Source organism: Microtetraspora sp. AC03309, from assembly GCF_020826795.1.
GTDB classification, from domain to species: Bacteria; Actinomycetota; Actinomycetes; order Streptosporangiales; family Streptosporangiaceae; genus Microtetraspora; species Microtetraspora glauca.
Genome location: NZ_JADDIL010000125.1, coordinates 1 through 16,020, shown reverse-complemented (window position 1 = coordinate 16,020; position 16,020 = coordinate 1). Strand labels below are relative to the sequence as shown.

Sequence of the window (16,020 nt, the reverse complement as noted above, 5' to 3'; positions counted from 1 at the left end):
ACGTCGGCCCCTCGCTGTCCGGGCGGGTCGTGTCCCACCAGGTGACCTCACCGCTGATCTGGGTGGGGTCGGCCGGCGCGGATTTCGCGGGCGCGGCCGATGTACCGCTGTCGCTGCCGCCGCAGGCGGTGACCGCCAGCGCGAGGGCCGCGACGACTGTCACGGCCGAGAAGGCTCGCCGCATGTCTTTCTCCTCATTGCACACTCAGGGGGTCGGACGGCCGGTTGCACCACGCGCCGCCGTCTGGAGTGAGCAGGACGCTACGCGCCTGCAAGATGGATTGAAAGACTTTTCAGTGATTACTGCAATTTCGTTATCTTTGCCGAAACCACCTCGTATGACCGCGAGATCCCACCATGAAGCCCTCGGATAATCCGGACAAACTTCGCGAAGAGTGCATTAACTCACCGAACCGTGCGGCAAATGTTTGCTGGAAGTTTCAGAGGTATTGCAGAACGAGCGTCCACTGAGTAACTTCCGGGCAACGGCAAGGAACCGCGGAGGTTCCCCACCGATGTGCCCGCTCCGCCGATCCCTGCGGCTCCTGACGGCCGGAGGTGCCCTCCGGCGAGCGCATACCGCCCGGCCGACGGCCGACCCAGACGCCGGGTCCACCCCCATCCGGGTGCGTCCCCACCGCGGGACGCACCCGGGCCGCAGGCCCCCTCCAAGGATCGCCATGAAACGCAGACGCATCGGTTTACTGCTGCTCACCGTCGCCGCCGCCCTGCTCAGCCTGATCCCGTTCACTCCGGCGAGCGCGGCGGCCACCGCCACCGTCTACTACAAGACGAGTTGGAACCCGGCGAACATCCACTACGGCATCAACGGCACCTGGACCGCCGTCCCCGGCGTCGCCATGGACACCGCCTGCGCCGGCTGGAAGAAGAAGACCGTCGACCTGGGCACCGCCACCACCTTCCAGGTCACCTTCAACAACGCCTCCGGTACCTGGGACAACAACAACGGCCGCGACTACACCATCGGAACCGGCGTCACCACCGTCCAGGACGGCGTCGTCACCGGCAACGCCGTCGCCCCCTGCGGCACCGCGAGCCCGTCTCCGTCGGCTTCCCCGTCGGCCTCACCGTCGCCGACCGGGGGTACCACGGCCACGGTCTTCTACTACCGGAAGACCAAGGGCTGGAGCACGGTCAACATCCACTACCAGCCGGCCGGCGGCTCGTGGACGTCCGTACCCGGCGTCGTCATGGGCGAGGAGACCTGCGCCGACTGGGCCAAGAAGACGATCGACCTCGGCTCCGCGACCGGGCTCAAGGCGGCCTTCAACAACGGGTCGGGAACCTGGGACAACAACAACGGCGCCGACTACACGATCGGTCTCGGCGTCACCACCGTGAGGGACGGTGTCGTACGGGCCGACGCGCCGGCACCGTGCGTGCCCGAACCGCCGGACGAGACCGCACCCAGCGTGCCGACCGAGCTGACCGCGACCGCCACCGGGACGACGGTGCGGATCGCCTGGAAGGCGTCGACCGACAACGTCGCCGTCACCGGTTACGAGATCAGCCGCGTCAAGGGCAGCGAGGAGCCGCTGGTCCGCCAGGCCGGCTCCGTCACCTACAACGACTCCGGGCTCGACGCCCAGACCACCTACACCTACAAGGTCCGCGCGTTCGACGCGGCCGGCAACACGTCGGCGTACACCGCGGCGGTGTCGGTCAAGACCGGCGACGCCCCGCAGCCGCCCACCGAGGGCGCCCCGCTGGGCGGCGACCCGCGCGACGACACCATCTACTTCGTGATGACGGCGCGGTTCTACGACGGTGACACAGCCAACGACCGGGGCGGCGGCCAGCACACCAAGTCCGGCAACGCGGCCAACGACGACCCGATGTTCCGCGGCGACTTCAAGGGCCTGATCGACAAGCTCGACTACATCAAGGGGCTCGGCTTCTCCGCGATCTGGATCACGCCGGTGGTGCTCAACCGTTCCGACTACGACTACCACGGCTATCACGGCTGGGACTTCTACCGGATCGACACCCGGCTGGAGACCCCGGGCGCCACATACCAGGACCTGATCAACAAGGCGCACGCCAAAGGTATCAAGATCTTCCAGGACGTGGTCTACAACCACAGCTCCCGCTGGGGCGCCAAGGGCCTGTTCGTCCCGCCCGTGTACGGCGTGCTCAACGAGCAGTGGAAGTGGCTCTACAGCAAGAAGGAACCGGGCCGCGAGTACGACCCGATGGAGGAGCGCCAGGGTGACGACGCGGACCTGACACCCGCGCAGAACGCGATGGCCAAGGGACGTCCGTACAACGGCGACCTGTGGTCCACCGCGGAGCCGGCGGGCAACACCTGCCGCAACTGGGGCACACCCACCGGGTACTACAGCCCGGAGGGCTACACGATCTACAACTGTCAGTGGCCGAGCCCGACCTCCGGGATGTTCCCGGCGAAGTACTACCACCAGTGCTGGATCGGCAACTGGGAGGGCGAGGACTCGCGGAGCTGCTGGCTGCACGACGACCTGGCCGACTTCAACACCGAGAACGCCGAGGTCCAGAAATACCTGATCGACGCCTACAACCGGTACATCGACATGGGCGTCGACGGCTTCCGCGTGGACACCGCGGTGCACATCCCGCGGGTCACCTGGAACCGCCGCTTCCTGCCCGCCCTCTACGACCACATCACCGCGAAGTTCGGCGCGCAGGCGGCCAAGGACTTCTACGTCTTCGGTGAGGTCGCCGCGTTCGTGAACGACAAGTGGAACCGCGGCTCGGTCAACCACTCCGCGCAGTTCTACACGTGGAAGGAGCGCAAGGAGTACAGCGCGGACGACACGGCGGCGGCGCTGGAGCAGTACAACTACGAGCAGCAGCTCGGAACGGGCAACCAGCCCACCAGCACCAACGCGTTCCTGAACGGCAACGCCTACCACGCGCCCGACCACACGAAGTTCTCCGGCATGAACATCATCGACATGCGCATGCACATGAACTTCTCGGACGCGCAGAACGCCTTCAACAACGGCAAGGACTCCGACGACAGCACCAACGACGCCACCTACAACGCCGTCTACGTCGACTCGCACGACTACGGGCCGAACAAGTCGGGCTTCCGCTACAGCGGCGGCACCGACGCCTGGGCCGAGAACATGAGCCTGATGTGGACGTTCCGCGGCATCCCCACCCTCTACTACGGATCGGAGATCGAGTTCCAGAAGGGCAAGCAGATCGACTGCGGACCCACCTGCCCGCTGGCGAACACCGGCCGTGCGTACTACGGCGGCAACATCGAGGGCGACGTCACGGCGAGCGGCTTCGGGGTGGTCTCCAGCGCCTCCGGCGCGGTGGCGAACACGCTCAGCCAGCCGCTGGTCAAGCATGTGCAGCGGCTCAACCAGATCCGCCGGGCGATCCCCGCCCTGCGGAAGGGCCAGTACTCCACCGAGAACGTGTCCGGCCAGATCGCCTACAAGCGCCGGTTCACCGACGGATCGGTGGACAGCTTCGTCCTGGTGACCGTCTCCGGGAACGCCACCTTCACCGGCATTCCGAACGGCACCTACGTGGACGCGGTCACCGGGGACAGCAAGACCGTCACCGGCGGAACCCTTTCGATCAACCTGAGCGGCAAGGGCAACATGCGTGCCTACGTGCTCAACCTGTCCGGCAACCCGGCCCCCGGCAAGATCGGCACTGACGGGCCCTACCTGAAGTGAAAGCGCGACTCGGTGTGGGCGGCGGCCGCCGCCCACACCGGGCGACGGCCGTGCCCGGCTTTAGGGCTCTTCGGTCGGCTTGGGATCGAAGGTCACGACCGGCTCCGGGTCGGCCGTCGGATTGGCGCTCGGGGTCGGGTTCACCGTCGGCGTCGCACTCGGATTCACCGTCGGCGTCGCGCTCGGGTTCACCGTCGGCGTCGCGCTCGGGTTCACCGTCGGCGTCGCGCTCGGGTTCACCGTCGGCGTCGCGCTCGGGTTCACCGTCGGCGTCGCGCTCGGGTTCACCGTCGGCGTCGCGCTCGGGTTCACCGTCGGCGTCGCGCTCGGGTTCACCGTAGGCGTCGCGCTCGGGTTCACCGTAGGCGTCGCGCTAGGCGTCGCACTCGGATTCACCGTCGGCGTCGCGCTAGGCGTCGCACTCGGATTCACCGTAGGCGTCGCACTCGGGTTCACCGTAGGCGTCGGGTTCACCGTCGCGGTGGCAGCATGGGCGGCGTCTCCGCCGATCAGGTCGCCGGCAGAAATAGTGAGAAACGTGGCCAGGGCGAGCAGAGCCCCGGACCGAGTGATCGTCCTTGTGTGCATGGGCGCAGTGTGGCCCCGTCCACTTGGAGATCACTAATGCACTGGTCCTGCCGTACACCGACGATGAAACCTATGTCACATCTGGTGGCGCTGTGGTGGTCCTAGTCCTCCGTCTTGGCGTCACCCGTCTTGGCGGGGACCGGGCCGGTGGAGCGGCGGACCACCAGCTCGGGCCGGTACAGCAGCTCGGTCCGCGGTGCCCGGACGCCGCCGATCTCCTCCAGCAGGTTCTCCACCGCGGCCAGTCCCATGTCGCGGACCGGCTGGCGCAGGGTGGTGAGCGGCGGATCGAGGTAGGCGGTCATCGGGGAGTCGTCGAACCCGACGATCGAGACGTCCTCGGGGACGCGCAGGTCGCGCTGGCGGGCGCCGCGGATGGCGCCGATGGCCATGATGTCGCTGCCGCAGCAGATGGCGGTGCAGCCGCGGTCGAGCAGCTGCTGAGCGGCGGACTGGCCTCCCTCGATGGTGAAGAGCGAGGGGACGACGAGGTCGTCGGTGTCGGTGACCCCGGCGTACTCGGCCATGGCGCGGCGGAACCCGGCGATTTTCCGGATGGAGGGAACGAAGCGTTCCTGGCCGACGGCCAGGCCGATCCTGCGGTGGCCGAGGGAGACCAGATGGCTGACGGCCATGTCGAGGGCGGCGGCGTCGTCGTTGGAGATGAAGGGCGCGTCGATGTCGGGGCGGTAACCGTTGATCAGGACCATGGGCAGGCCGAGCCCGATCAGGCGGCGATAGCGGGCCCGGTCGGAGCGGGAGTCGGCGTGCAGGCCGTTGACGAAGACGATGCCGGAGACGCCGCGTTCGAGCAGGAGGTCGGTGTAGTCGTCCTCGGTGATGCCGCCGGGGGTCTGGGTGCAGAGCACGGCGGTGTATCCGGACAGGACGAGCGCGCTTTCTATCACCTGGGCGAACGCCGGGAAGATCGGGTTGGTGAGCTCCGGGACGATCAGGCCGATCAGTCCGGCGTGTTGCTGGCGGAGTTTGGCGGGGCGCTCGTACCCGAGGACGTCGAGAGCGGTGAGGACCGCCTGTCGTGTCGCGGCGGCCACACCTGGCTTGCCGTTGAGCACCCGGCTGACAGTCGCCTCACTCACACCCGCGTGGGCGGCGACGTCGGCGAGTCTCATTGTCATGGCGGCTAACTTACCTTTCTTGCACCAGGCCGCATCTCGCCTTGTGGATGGTACGGCGGTGCGGTGCAGCGGGTGGCGCGCCATGTCATGGCCCGCCGGGACACCGGTTTTGCTGTCAATTCTTTCACTGCTTGCAGAGCTGGACGGCCCCGATTCCGACGGGATGCCCACCCACCCGGAATCCGGGGTTCACCAGACCGAAGCCCGGGTCGGCCCGGCAGCAGCCGCAGATCGCGAAGCCCCGCACAAACAAGTCCTGCAAGTTCTTGCAGACTTTGCGGAACGCCTGTAGCTTTCGGAAAATCACGAAATCCGAACATGCCCTGGGAGGCACCGTGCCCGTGCACCCCCCACGACGGCGACGGCCGACAACGTTCCGGCTGCTCGGCTCGGTGCTCGCCGCGACCGTCGCCGCGCTCCCCCTCCTGCCCATCACCCCGGCCTCCGCGTACGGCTCCCCGCATGGACAGACCGTGCACCCGGTCAAGGGCGGCCCCAGCCGTACCAGCGAGCCGGGCGACCGGCAGCTCGCCCGCAGCGGTGAACGGCCCGCGCTGAGCCGCGAGCGGTTCTACTTCGTGATGACCGACAGGTTCGCCAACGGCTCCACGGACAACGACCGCGGCGGGTTGGCCGGCGACCGCCTCACCACCGGATTCGACCCCACCGACTCCGGCTTCTACCAGGGCGGCGACCTCGACGGGATAGTGAGACGACTCGACTACATCAAGGGCCTCGGCACCACGGCCATCTGGCTCACCCCGTCGTTCCAGAACCGGCCCGTCCAGGGCACCGGGGCGAACGCCTCCGCCGGATACCACGGCTACTGGATCACCGACTTCACCCGCGTCGACCCCCACCTGGGCACCAACGCGGACATGAAGAAGCTGGTGAAGGAGGCCCACCGGCGGGGCATGAAGGTCTTCTTCGACATCATCACCAACCACACCGCCGACGGCATCGACTACCGCGAGAAGCAGTACGGCTACCGCGGCACGAAGGCATACCCGTACCTGGACGCCGACGGCAGACCGTTCGACGACCGGGACCACGCCGACGGCACGACACCGTTCCCGAAGGTGGACTCCGGCTCTTTCCCCTACACGCCGATCCCGGTGCCCGGGGTCACCAAATCGCCGGCCTGGCTGAACGACCCGACGATGTACCACAACCGCGGCGACTCCACCTTCGCCGGGGAGAGCTCCGAGTACGGCGACTTCGTCGGCCTGGACGACCTGTGGACCGAACGGCCCGAGGTCGTCAAGGGCATGACCGACATCTACACCACCTGGGTCCGGGAGACCGGCGTCGACGGCTTCAGGATCGACACCGCCAAGCACGTGAACATGGAGTTCTGGCGGCACTTCGCCCCGGACGTCAAGGGCTACGCCGAACGGCTGGGCGACAAGGACTTCTTCATGTTCGGCGAGGTCTTCACCGACGACCCGCGGACCACGTCGCTCTATTCGACCACCGGTGGGATGAGCGCGGTGCTCGACTTCCCGTTCCAGTCGGCGGCCAGGGCGTACGCCTCCCAGGGCGCCGGGGCGGCGACGCTGAGCGCGCTCTACCGGGCCGACGACTACTACACCGACGCCGACTCGAACGCGTACTCGCTGCCCACCTTCCTCGGCAACCACGACATGGGCAGGTTCGGCTACTTCCTCAAGCGGGACAACCCGCAGGCCGGTGACGCCGAGCTGCTGCGCCGCGACCTGCTGGCGCACGAGCTGATGTACCTCACCCGGGGCCAGCCGGTCGTCTACTACGGCGACGAGCAGGGGTTCACCGGCCAGGGCGGGGACAAGGCCGCCCGCGCCTCGATGTTCGCGTCGCGGACCGCCGCCTACCTGTCGGACGACCTGATCGGCACCACGGCCACGCACGCCCAGGACAACTTCGTCGTCCGGCATCCGCTGTACCAGGGCATCTCGGCGCTGGCCACACTCACCGACCGGCATCCGGCGCTGCGTGACGGCGCCCAGATCGAACGGCTCAGCGACGGCGGCGTCTACGCCTTCTCCAGGCTCGAAGCCGACAGGCGGATCGAGTACGTGGTGGCTCTCAACAACGGCTCCGCCGCCCGGCAGGTGAAGGTCCCCACTTACTCGGCGCGGACCGCCTTCACCCCGATCTACCCGAACGGCGGCGCCCCGGTGACGACCGGAGCCGACCGCACACTGGACATGACCGTCTCGGCGCTGTCCGCGGTGGTCTACCAGGCCGGAAAGCCGATCCCCCATCCCGCGGCGGCGCCCGAGATCGGCGTCACACTGCCGGACGACCAGCTGACCGGCCGGGCCGAGATCACCGCCAACGTACCGGGCGGCGGCTTCGACCAGGTCACGTTCGCCGCGAAGGTCGGCACCGGCCCGTGGACGGTGCTGGGCACCGACGACACCCGGCCGTTCCGGGTGTTCCACGACGTCGGCGACCTCGCGGCCGGGACGTCCGTGACGTACAAGGCCGTGGTCCGCGACTCGGCGGGCCGGATCGCCTCGGCGAAGGCGTCGGCGACGGTGGCCGCGCAGCCCCCGGTGGAGGAGCCCGGCGAGCAGCGGCGCGACTGGCTGGTGGTGCACTACCAGCGGCCCGGCGGCGACTACGACGGCTGGGGCCTGCGGGTCGACGGCGACGTCGCCCAGCCCTCCGCCTCGGACGCCCCGGTGCCGCTGTCCGGGCAGGACGCCTACGGACGGTTCGCCTGGATCAGGCTCAAGCCCGGCGCCGACGCCGTCACCCTGACCGTGCGGAACGGCGACCAGTCGGACGGCGCGGCACGTACCGTCGATCCGGGGCGTAACGCCGAGATCTGGCTGGCCCAGGGCGAGGAGGACGCGGCCACGTCCCTGGCGGAGGCGCGCGGATACGCGACCGTCCACTACCGGCGGCCGGACAAGACGTACGACGGCTGGGGCCTGCACCTGTGGGGCGGCGGGCTCGCCGACGGGACCGCGACCGAGTGGAACGCGCCGCGTCCCGCCGACGGCCAGGACGAATACGGCGTCTACTGGAAGGTCCCGATCAGGGACGCCGAAGCTCCGGTCAACTTCATCATCCACAAGGGCGACCAGAAGGACCCGGGCGGCGATCAGTCGCTGCTGCCGTCCGCGCAGCCGGACGGATGGGTCGACTCGGGCGTCACGGCGGTGCGTTCCACCAGGGCGGCCGCCGACAATGTGGCGATCCTGCACTACAGCCGGCCGGACGGCGACTACGAGGGGTGGGGCGCGCACGTCTTCGGGAGCGGCGCGGCCCAGCCGACCGAGTGGGACACGCCGCTGGCCCCGGCGGGCCGCGACGGTTTCGGCGCGTACTTCACCGTGCCGCTGACGGCCGGCGCGTCGGCCGTCAGCTACATCCTGCACAAGGGCGGCGAGAAGGACCTGCCCGACGACCAGGTGCTGGAGTTCGCCGCGTACGGCAACGAGGTCTGGATCCAGGCCGCCACGCCGGGGTACGTGCTGCCGCAGACCGGCGGGCGCGGCCTGGATGCCGACCTTTCCGCCGTCAAGGCGCACTGGATCGACGGCACGACGTTGGCCTGGGACATCACGCCGCTGAGCACCGCCCGGTACGCCATGGTCTACTCGCCGAAGCGGGACCTGGCGATCAAGGACGGCGAGCTGACCGGCGACGTGCACGTGCTCCGGCTGGTGCCGGTCGCGGGCGGGCTGACCCCTGACCAGCGGGAGAGCCATCCCGATCTCGCGTCGTACGCCGCCTTCACCGTGGATCCGCGCGACACCGGCCGGGTGTCCGCGGCCGTCGCGGCGCAACTCGCCGCCACCGAGCGTGCCGCCGACGGGCGGCTGCTCACCGCGACGGGGGTGCGGATCGCGGCGCCCAGGTGACCGACGAACACGATCTCGCCGCCGGTGGAGTCGGTCCCCGGCCGGCTGAGGCGGCACGAATGCGGCGGGCCGTCAGACGGCCGGGCAGCCGAGCAGGGTGGAGATCTCCTGGCCCGTCCGCGCGGCCGGCGGGCGAAGCTCTCTGATGATGCGTTGGGTCGACCAGTCGCGCGCCTGAACCGCGATGTTCAGGCCCGCGACGACCCGGCCCGAGGCGTCGCGAACCGGTACGGCGACAGAGCGCAGGCCGAAGGCGAGCTCCTCGTCCTGGATGGCCCACCCGTCCCTGCGAATGGCCGCGAGCTCCCCGCGCAGTTCGTCGAGCGACAGCTTGGCGTTGGGCCCGTGCGCCGGGCCGAAGGAGCCGGCCGTGACACGAGACGCCAGCTCGTCGTCGTCGAGGTGGGCGAGCAGCAGCTTGCCGATCGAGGTGTAGACCGCGGGCAGGGTGGAGCCGACCTGGATGTTGGCCGTCACCAGGTCGGAGTTGCGCAGGCGGATCAGGTAGAGCACCTGGTCGCCGGTGAGCACGCACAGATTGACGGTCTCCCCGGTGGCCTCGGCCAGCGCCTGCAGGCCGGGAGCGGCGATCTCCACCAGGTCCATACCGCGCAGCGCGGCCGTCCCCAGGGTGAGCACGCGCACGCCGGGCCGGTAGTCGCCGTTCGGCAGGTGGACGAGATAGCCCTCCGCGGCCAGCGTCATCACCATCCGGTAGGTGGTCGGCAGGGGCATGCCGGTGGCCGCGGCCATGTCGCTGACCCGCCAGACCGGCTGCTGCTCGGTGAACAGCGACAGCAGGCGGAGACCCTTGGCCAGTGCCTCGATGCGGTACTCCGGCCGGGGGCCGGCCTCGGTCGCCTGCACGTTCTGGGCCTGCCGTCGCCTGGCGGGCATGCCACGCCCCTCGCTCTCTCGCACCGTTCCCGGCGGCGGCCGCGGCGGCCGCATGGAGACAACCTACTTTCGAGGAGCGAGAATATCACGAGCACGCCAGCGTGTACGGATGCGCACCGTGGACAACGCCGATGACACGGGTCTAGCATCGGCGCCACCCAAATGAAATCGACTTTCATAGAGTGAACTCGGAGGCCGGTCATGGAGTGGCTCGGTCTGAACGGCCGCAAGGCGCTCGTCATGGGCGCCGGCGGGCTCGGAGCCGCGTGCGCCAGGGGCCTGGCCGAGGCGGGAGCGTCCGTGCTGGTCGTGGACGTCGATGGGACCAAGCTCAAGGAACTGCGGGCCGATCCGGGCCTCGCGGCAGCCGACGTACGCGTCGTCTCCGCCGACCTGGCGAGCTCGGAAGCGTGCGAGGCCACGGTTCAGGGTGCCGCCGAGGAACTCGGCGGGCTGGACGTGCTGGTGCACGCGATCGGGACCAACGACCGCCGCCCGGTGGTCCACACTCCCGACGAGGTCTGGGAGCGCATCGTCACCCTGAACCTGTCCAGCGCCTTCTGGACCGGACGGGCCGCCGGCCGGCTGATGCGTGGTGCCGGTCGGGGCAGCATGGTGTTCTTCTCGTCGGTCTCCTCCCGGCTCGCGCACCTCCACCACGGCCCCTACGCGGCCAGCAAGGGCGGACTCGACCAGCTGGTCAAGGTGATGGCCAGGGAGTGGGCGGCCGACCGGCTGACCGTCAACGCGGTGGCGCCCGGCTACACCGAGACGGAGCTGACCCGCGCGTACCTGGCCAGGCCGGGGATGCGGGAGGAGATGACCGGGCTGGTCCCCGCCGGGCGCCTCGGCACGCCGGAGGACGTGGTGGGCGCGGTCCTGTTCCTCCTGTCGCCCCGGGCCTCGTTCATCACCGGCCAGGTCCTGTACATCGACGGCGGCAGGACCCTCGTATGAGGGCGCGGCTGGCCGGACTGTCACCGGACGCGCTTGACAAGGAGCAGGCCGAGCTCTACCGGGCCATCACCGGCGGGCCGCGTGCCGCGGGGCCCCAGGCCTTCGCCCTCACCGACGAGCGGGGGCGGCTGCGCGGCCCGTTCAACGCCATGCTGCTGAGCCCGCCGGTCGGCGGCGCTCTCCAGGCCGTGGGCGCGGCGGTGCGCTACCACTCGGTGCTGACCGCCCGGGTGCGCGAGATCGCGATCCTGGTGGTGGCCGCGCACTGGGGCAGCGACTTCGAGCGTGAGGCGCACGAGGCGGTCGGCCGAACCTGCGGCCTGACCGAGGCCGAACTGGCCGCGCTGCGCGAAGGCGCGCTGCCCGGCCTGCCGGACCCGGGCGAGCTGGCGGCCGCGCGCGCGGCCGCCGCGCTGGCCCGCGCGGGAGACCTGACGGACGAGGAGTACGGCGACGCGGTGGCGGCGCTGGGCGAGCGCGGCCTGTTCGAGTTGACGACGCTTGTCGGCTACTACGCCACGCTGGCACTCCAGCTGCGGATCTTCGCAGGTGAGCACAAGGAGAAGGCATGAAACTGATCACCTTCGACGAGGGCCGCGTCGGGCGGCTGGAGCTGGAGGAACGCCTGGTCATCCCGCTGGAGGTGCCCTCGACGCGCGAGTACTTCGAGCGGGGAGGTCACGCCCCGGAGACCGGCGAGCGGCTGTCGCTGGACGACGTACGGCTGCGCGCTCCCATCGTGCCGAAGAAGTTCTTCCACACCTCGGGCAACTTCCGCGAGCACGAGGACGAGTCCAGGAACGTCGACTGGTCCCACCCCATGCACAAGGGCATCGTCTTCTTCCAGAACGTCGACGCCATCGTCGGCCCGGACGAGCCGGTCATCTACCCCGAGCACCTGACCAGCGAGCTGGACTACGAGCTGGAGATCGCGGTCGTCATCGGCAGGAGCGGCAAGTTCTTCGGTGTGGACGACGCGCCCGACCACATCGCCGGATACGTGGTGTTCAACGACATCACGGCCCGCGACATCCAGCGCAGGGAGATGGAGTCGGGCGTCTTCTCGTTCTGCAAGGCGATCGACACCTTCTGCCCGCTGGGGCCGTACATCGTCACAGTGGACGAGATCCCGGACGCGCAGAACCTGGACATGGAACTGCGGGTCAACGGCCAGGTCCGGCAGAAGTCCACCACCAACCGCATGTCCGTGTCCATCCCGCACCTGGTCGCCTACCACTCCCCGCAGGGCTACAGCGCGGGCGACCTGGTCACCACCGGCACCGTCCAGGGCGTGGCCGGATTCAGCGGCAACCCGGACCTGTATCTCAAGCCGGGCGACGTGGTCGAGGCCGAGGTCGAACGGCTGGGTGTGCTGCGTACCCCGATCGTCAGCTGGGAGCAGGGGCACGGCACCCCCGTACCGCGGAAGGTGGACTGGTGAGGCTCGGCGTCCTGGGCGGCCGCGCCGTCCTGGCCGACGGCGACCGCGCCCTCGACGTCGGCGCGGCCTCCGGGCTCCCCTCCGATCCGATGGCGCTGCTGGAGAGATGGCCGGAGCTGCTGGACTGGGCGGCGGGACAGCCGGACGGCGCCTACGACCTGCCCCTCGACCACGCCGCTCTGGAGGCGCCGGTTCCGAGGCCGCGGCAGGTGTTCGCGATCGCGCTGAACTATCCGCCGCACGCTGTGGAAGCCGGCTTCACGCCGCCGGCCGACCCGCTCGTCTTCACCAAGTTCCCCACCTGCGTCACGGGGCCGCAGGCCACCGTCACATTGCCCGAGGGCAAGGTGGATTGGGAGGTCGAACTCGTGGCGGTGATCGGGCGGGAGACCCGCCGGGTGAGCGAGGAGCGGGCCTGGGAGTCCGTGGCGGCGCTCACCGTGGGGCAGGACCTGTCCGAACGCGTCACACAGTCGCGGGGTGTGCCGCCGCAGTTCAGCCTGGGCAAGTCCTTTCCGGGTTTCGGCCCCACCGGCCCTCTCCTGGTCACCCCGGACGAGTTCGACGATCCCGACGACCTGGAGATCACCGCTCTGCTCAACGGCGAGGTCGTCCAGCACGACCGCACCAGATCAATGATCTTCCCGGTCGCCGAGCTGATCGCCCGGCTGTCGGCGGTCGTGCCGCTGCTGCCCGGCGATCTCATCTTCACCGGCACCCCCGCCGGAGTCGGCAACCGCCGCACCCCACCCCGATACCTCACCGAGGGTGACGAACTCGTCAGCCGCGTCCAGGGCATCGGCGAGCTGCGCCAGCGCTTCGCCCACTGAGGACGCACGCGAAGACAGCCCACCGAAGACAGGAGACCCCCCGTGTCCGAGCAACCCTTTCCTCGCCGCTTCACCGGCAAGACCGTGCTGGTGACCGGAGCGGGTACCGGCTACGGCGCCGAGATCGCCGTGCGCGCCGCGCAGGAAGGCGCTCGCGTGGCCGTGCACTACAACAGCTCCGTCGCGGGCGCCGAGCGTACGGCCGCCCGGATCAAGGACGTGGGCGGCGAGGCGTTCACCGTCCGGGCCGACATCAGCAGACACGACGACATCCGCCGCATGGCCGGGGAGGTCTTCGGCCGCTTCGGTGTGCTCGACGTGCTGGTCAACAACGTCGGCGACGTCGCGGCCGAGCAGATGTCCTGGCGCGACCTGACCGAGGAGTCCATCGACCGCGTGCTCGCCGTCGACGTCAAGGGCACGATGTTGTGCACGCACGAGGTCGGCACGCGCATGCTCGACCAGGGCCACGGCTCCATCGTCAACATCGGCTCCACCGTGATCGTGCGTGGCAGCGCCCGCGCGCCGCAGTACGCGGCGGCCAAGTACGGCATCCTCGGCATCACCAAGTCCTACGCCGCGGCGTTCGCCCCCACTGTGCGGGTCAACACGTTCGCGCCCGGCTTCATCGAGACCGAGGCCACCCTCAACAGGGAGGACTGGAAGAACGGCCGCCGCGAGGAGCTGATCGCCAAGACGCCCATGCGCCGGATCCCGGGCCCCGCCGAGCTCGCCGGTACAGCGCTCTTCCTGGCCACGGACGACGCCCGCCACATGACCGGCGTCTACCTCAACGCCGACGGAGGCTTCAACATGATCGGAGCCTGATCGCGCCACCCGTGCGGCGGGATTCCGCGTCAGCGCCTCTGTCGCGCGAGCGTGGACAGGCCGGAGTGACAGGAGTCCGAGCGGCTCAGATGTGCTCCATGAGGATCACTGCCGTGGTGTCGGGGTGGAGGGCCTCGAAAACGTGCGGCGCGTCGCCGGGGTAGGTGATGTAGTCGCCCGGGCCGAGCTCGACCGGATCGTCCGCCGGGCCGACCAGCGCCCGGCCGGCGCTGAGCACCACGTGCTCCGTCGTGCCGGGCATGTGCGGTTCCGAGTTCCGCGGCTCGCCCGGCTGGGCCGTGATCCGGTAGAGGTCCCGGCGAGCCCCCGGAGGACAGGACGCCAGCAGCGTGGCGGCGTAGCTCGCCCGCTCTGAGTAGGTGGCGGGCCCCTCGCCGGCGCGGATCACCCGTACGCTCGCGCGCGGCGGGTCGACCAACCGGCTGAACGGCACGCCGAGTGCGACGCCCAGCGCCCACAGGGTCTCCACACTCGGATTCCCCGAGCCCGACTCCAGCTGGGACAGCGTGGACTTGGCGATGCCCGCCCGCCTGGCCAACTCGGTCAGGGACAGTCCCGCGCGGTCACGCTCCCGGCGGATCGACGCCGCGATCAGCGCGATCAGGGCGTGGGACGAGGTCTCTCCGCCACCGGGGGAACCGTTAGGCACGTGTTCGCTCCAGACGTCGTTCTGTTCGACTTGACGAACGCAAGTGTTCTTGTTCACCATAACAAACATGCGTTCGTTATGGCGAACAATCGATCGCGGCACGCTCCGCGACATCGCCCTGGTCTGCCTCGCCGACGCGGTCGTCGGCGCGTCCTTCGGCGCGATCACCGTGTCCGGCGGCCTCGATGCCTCGGTGCCGATCGTCATGTCCCTGCTGGTCTTCGCCGGTGGCGCCCAGTTCGCCGCGGTGGGCGTGCTACTCGCGGGCGGAAGCGTGGTCGCCGCCGTCGCCGCCGGCCTGGTGCTCAACGCCCGCCTCCTGCCCTTCGGCTTCGCGATCGCGGACGTGCTCGGCGAGCGGTGGTGGACGCGGCTGCCGGGCGCGCATCTGATGACGGACGAGTCGGTCGCATTCGCGTTACGCCAGGACGACCGGCCGCGGCGGCGGGCGGCGTTCTGGATCTGCGGCGTCGCCGTGTTCGCGTCCTGGAACCTGGCCGTCGTGATCGGCGCGCTGGCCGGCCGGGCCGTCGGCGACACCGGCGCCCTCGGCCTCGACGCCGCCTTCCCCGCCGTCCTGCTCGCCCTGGTGCTGCCCTCGCTCGCCGATCGCGGCACGCGTCGGGGCGCGTTGCTCGGCGCGGGCATCGCCGCCGCGACCACGCCGTTCCTGCCCGCCGGGCTGCCGGTGCTGCTCTCGCTGGCCGGCCTCCTGCCGGTCGCCCGATCCGTCACGAGCGCCGCGACCGCCACGCAGGCCGATCCGGCACAGGAGGTCCGCTGATGCCGATGCTCGCCATCGCCCTGCTGGCGGCCGGGACCTACGCGTTCCGACTGGCCGGCCCGCTGCTCGGGGATCGGCTGCGCGTCCCGGACCGCCTGCGGCGGTTGCTGTCCACCGCCGCCGTCGTGTTGCTGGTCGCCCTGGTGGCCACGGCCGCGCTCACCGAGGGGAACGGTTTCGCCGGTTGGGCCAGGCCGTCCGGCGTGCTGGTCGCCGGGATCCTCGCGGCCCGGCGCGCGCCGTTCCCCGTGGTGGTCGTCGCCGCCGCCGCGACCACGGCGCTGCTCCGCTGGTACGGCGTGCCCTGATCCGGCCGCAGCGGCCCCCCGTCCCCGTC

13 protein-coding genes and 1 pseudogene are annotated in these 16,020 nt (G+C 70.0%); 10 read left to right on the top strand and 4 right to left on the bottom strand.

What is annotated here, in order from left to right; all coding sequences use genetic code 11:
* A pseudogene (locus IMZ11_RS40275) lies at positions 1-184 on the bottom strand (sugar ABC transporter substrate-binding protein); the annotation flags it as partial.
* Positions 185-680: 496 nt separating this feature from the next.
* Between IMZ11_RS40275 and IMZ11_RS40270 the strand changes: the two are divergent.
* Together IMZ11_RS40270 and IMZ11_RS40265 are read left to right on the top strand one after the other, a co-directional pair.
* Positions 681-3,695 carry a carbohydrate binding domain-containing protein gene (locus IMZ11_RS40270; RefSeq protein ID WP_228648447.1) on the top strand — a complete coding sequence of 1,005 codons (3,015 nt, stop codon included), beginning with the start codon at positions 681-683 and terminating at the stop codon, positions 3,693-3,695.
* 79 nt (positions 3,696-3,774) lie between these two features.
* Complete coding sequence (locus IMZ11_RS40265) at positions 3,775-4,320, top strand: hypothetical protein (RefSeq protein ID WP_228648445.1); 546 nt, start codon at positions 3,775-3,777, stop codon at positions 4,318-4,320.
* A gap of 64 nt (positions 4,321-4,384) precedes the next feature.
* On the opposite strand, the gene IMZ11_RS40260 is transcribed toward IMZ11_RS40265, so the two are convergent.
* The gene (locus IMZ11_RS40260) at positions 4,385-5,422 is read right to left on the bottom strand and encodes a LacI family DNA-binding transcriptional regulator (RefSeq protein ID WP_228648443.1); all 1,038 of its coding nucleotides are present in this window, start codon (positions 5,420-5,422) and stop codon (positions 4,385-4,387) included.
* A gap of 335 nt (positions 5,423-5,757) precedes the next feature.
* Between IMZ11_RS40260 and IMZ11_RS40255 the strand changes: the two genes are divergently transcribed.
* Positions 5,758-9,276, top strand: coding sequence for an alpha-amylase family glycosyl hydrolase (locus IMZ11_RS40255; RefSeq protein WP_228648441.1), 3,519 nt, complete (start codon positions 5,758-5,760; stop codon positions 9,274-9,276).
* Between the two features lie 72 nt (positions 9,277-9,348).
* Here the strand turns inward: IMZ11_RS40255 and IMZ11_RS40250 are convergent, their stop codons facing one another.
* Positions 9,349-10,173: an IclR family transcriptional regulator gene (locus tag IMZ11_RS40250; protein ID WP_228648439.1), complete on the bottom strand. Its 825-nt coding sequence runs from the start codon at positions 10,171-10,173 to the stop codon at positions 9,349-9,351.
* A gap of 201 nt (positions 10,174-10,374) precedes the next feature.
* Here IMZ11_RS40250 and IMZ11_RS40245 point away from each other — a divergent pair, with 201 nt between their 5' ends.
* Genes IMZ11_RS40245 through IMZ11_RS40225 form a run of 5 tightly spaced genes read left to right on the top strand, consistent with a single transcriptional unit; the run spans position 10,375 to position 14,229 of the window.
* Positions 10,375-11,130: an SDR family NAD(P)-dependent oxidoreductase gene (locus IMZ11_RS40245; RefSeq protein ID WP_228648437.1), complete on the top strand. Its 756-nt coding sequence runs from the start codon at positions 10,375-10,377 to the stop codon at positions 11,128-11,130.
* Positions 11,127-11,702 (top strand): carboxymuconolactone decarboxylase family protein, encoded by a 576-nt coding sequence (locus tag IMZ11_RS40240; RefSeq protein ID WP_228648435.1) that lies wholly within the window; start codon positions 11,127-11,129, stop codon positions 11,700-11,702. Before IMZ11_RS40245 ends, IMZ11_RS40240 begins: the two co-directional genes overlap by 4 nt.
* On the top strand, positions 11,699-12,571 hold the full coding sequence (locus tag IMZ11_RS40235; RefSeq protein WP_228648433.1) for a fumarylacetoacetate hydrolase family protein: 873 nt from the start codon (positions 11,699-11,701) through the stop codon (positions 12,569-12,571). Before IMZ11_RS40240 ends, IMZ11_RS40235 begins: the two co-directional genes overlap by 4 nt.
* Positions 12,568-13,401 (top strand): fumarylacetoacetate hydrolase family protein, encoded by an 834-nt coding sequence (locus IMZ11_RS40230; protein ID WP_228648431.1) that lies wholly within the window; start codon positions 12,568-12,570, stop codon positions 13,399-13,401. The genes IMZ11_RS40235 and IMZ11_RS40230 overlap by 4 nt, the downstream gene beginning before the upstream one ends.
* 42 nt (positions 13,402-13,443) lie before the next feature.
* Entirely contained in the window at positions 13,444-14,229 is a 786-nt protein-coding gene (locus tag IMZ11_RS40225; RefSeq protein ID WP_061252557.1) for an SDR family NAD(P)-dependent oxidoreductase, read from the top strand.
* Positions 14,230-14,314: 85 nt separating this feature from the next.
* On the opposite strand, the gene IMZ11_RS40220 is transcribed toward IMZ11_RS40225, so the two are convergent.
* Entirely contained in the window at positions 14,315-14,899 is a 585-nt protein-coding gene (locus IMZ11_RS40220; RefSeq protein WP_228648429.1) for a helix-turn-helix domain-containing protein, read from the bottom strand.
* Between the two features lie 67 nt (positions 14,900-14,966).
* Between IMZ11_RS40220 and IMZ11_RS40215 the strand changes: the two genes are divergently transcribed.
* Together IMZ11_RS40215 and IMZ11_RS40210 are read left to right on the top strand one after the other, a co-directional pair.
* Entirely contained in the window at positions 14,967-15,683 is a 717-nt protein-coding gene (locus tag IMZ11_RS40215) for an AzlC family ABC transporter permease (protein ID WP_228648427.1), read from the top strand.
* Positions 15,683-15,991, top strand: a complete 309-nt coding sequence (locus IMZ11_RS40210; RefSeq protein ID WP_228648425.1) for an AzlD domain-containing protein — start codon at positions 15,683-15,685, stop codon at positions 15,989-15,991. Before IMZ11_RS40215 ends, IMZ11_RS40210 begins: the two co-directional genes overlap by 1 nt.
* The last annotated feature ends 29 nt before the right edge of the window (positions 15,992-16,020 follow it).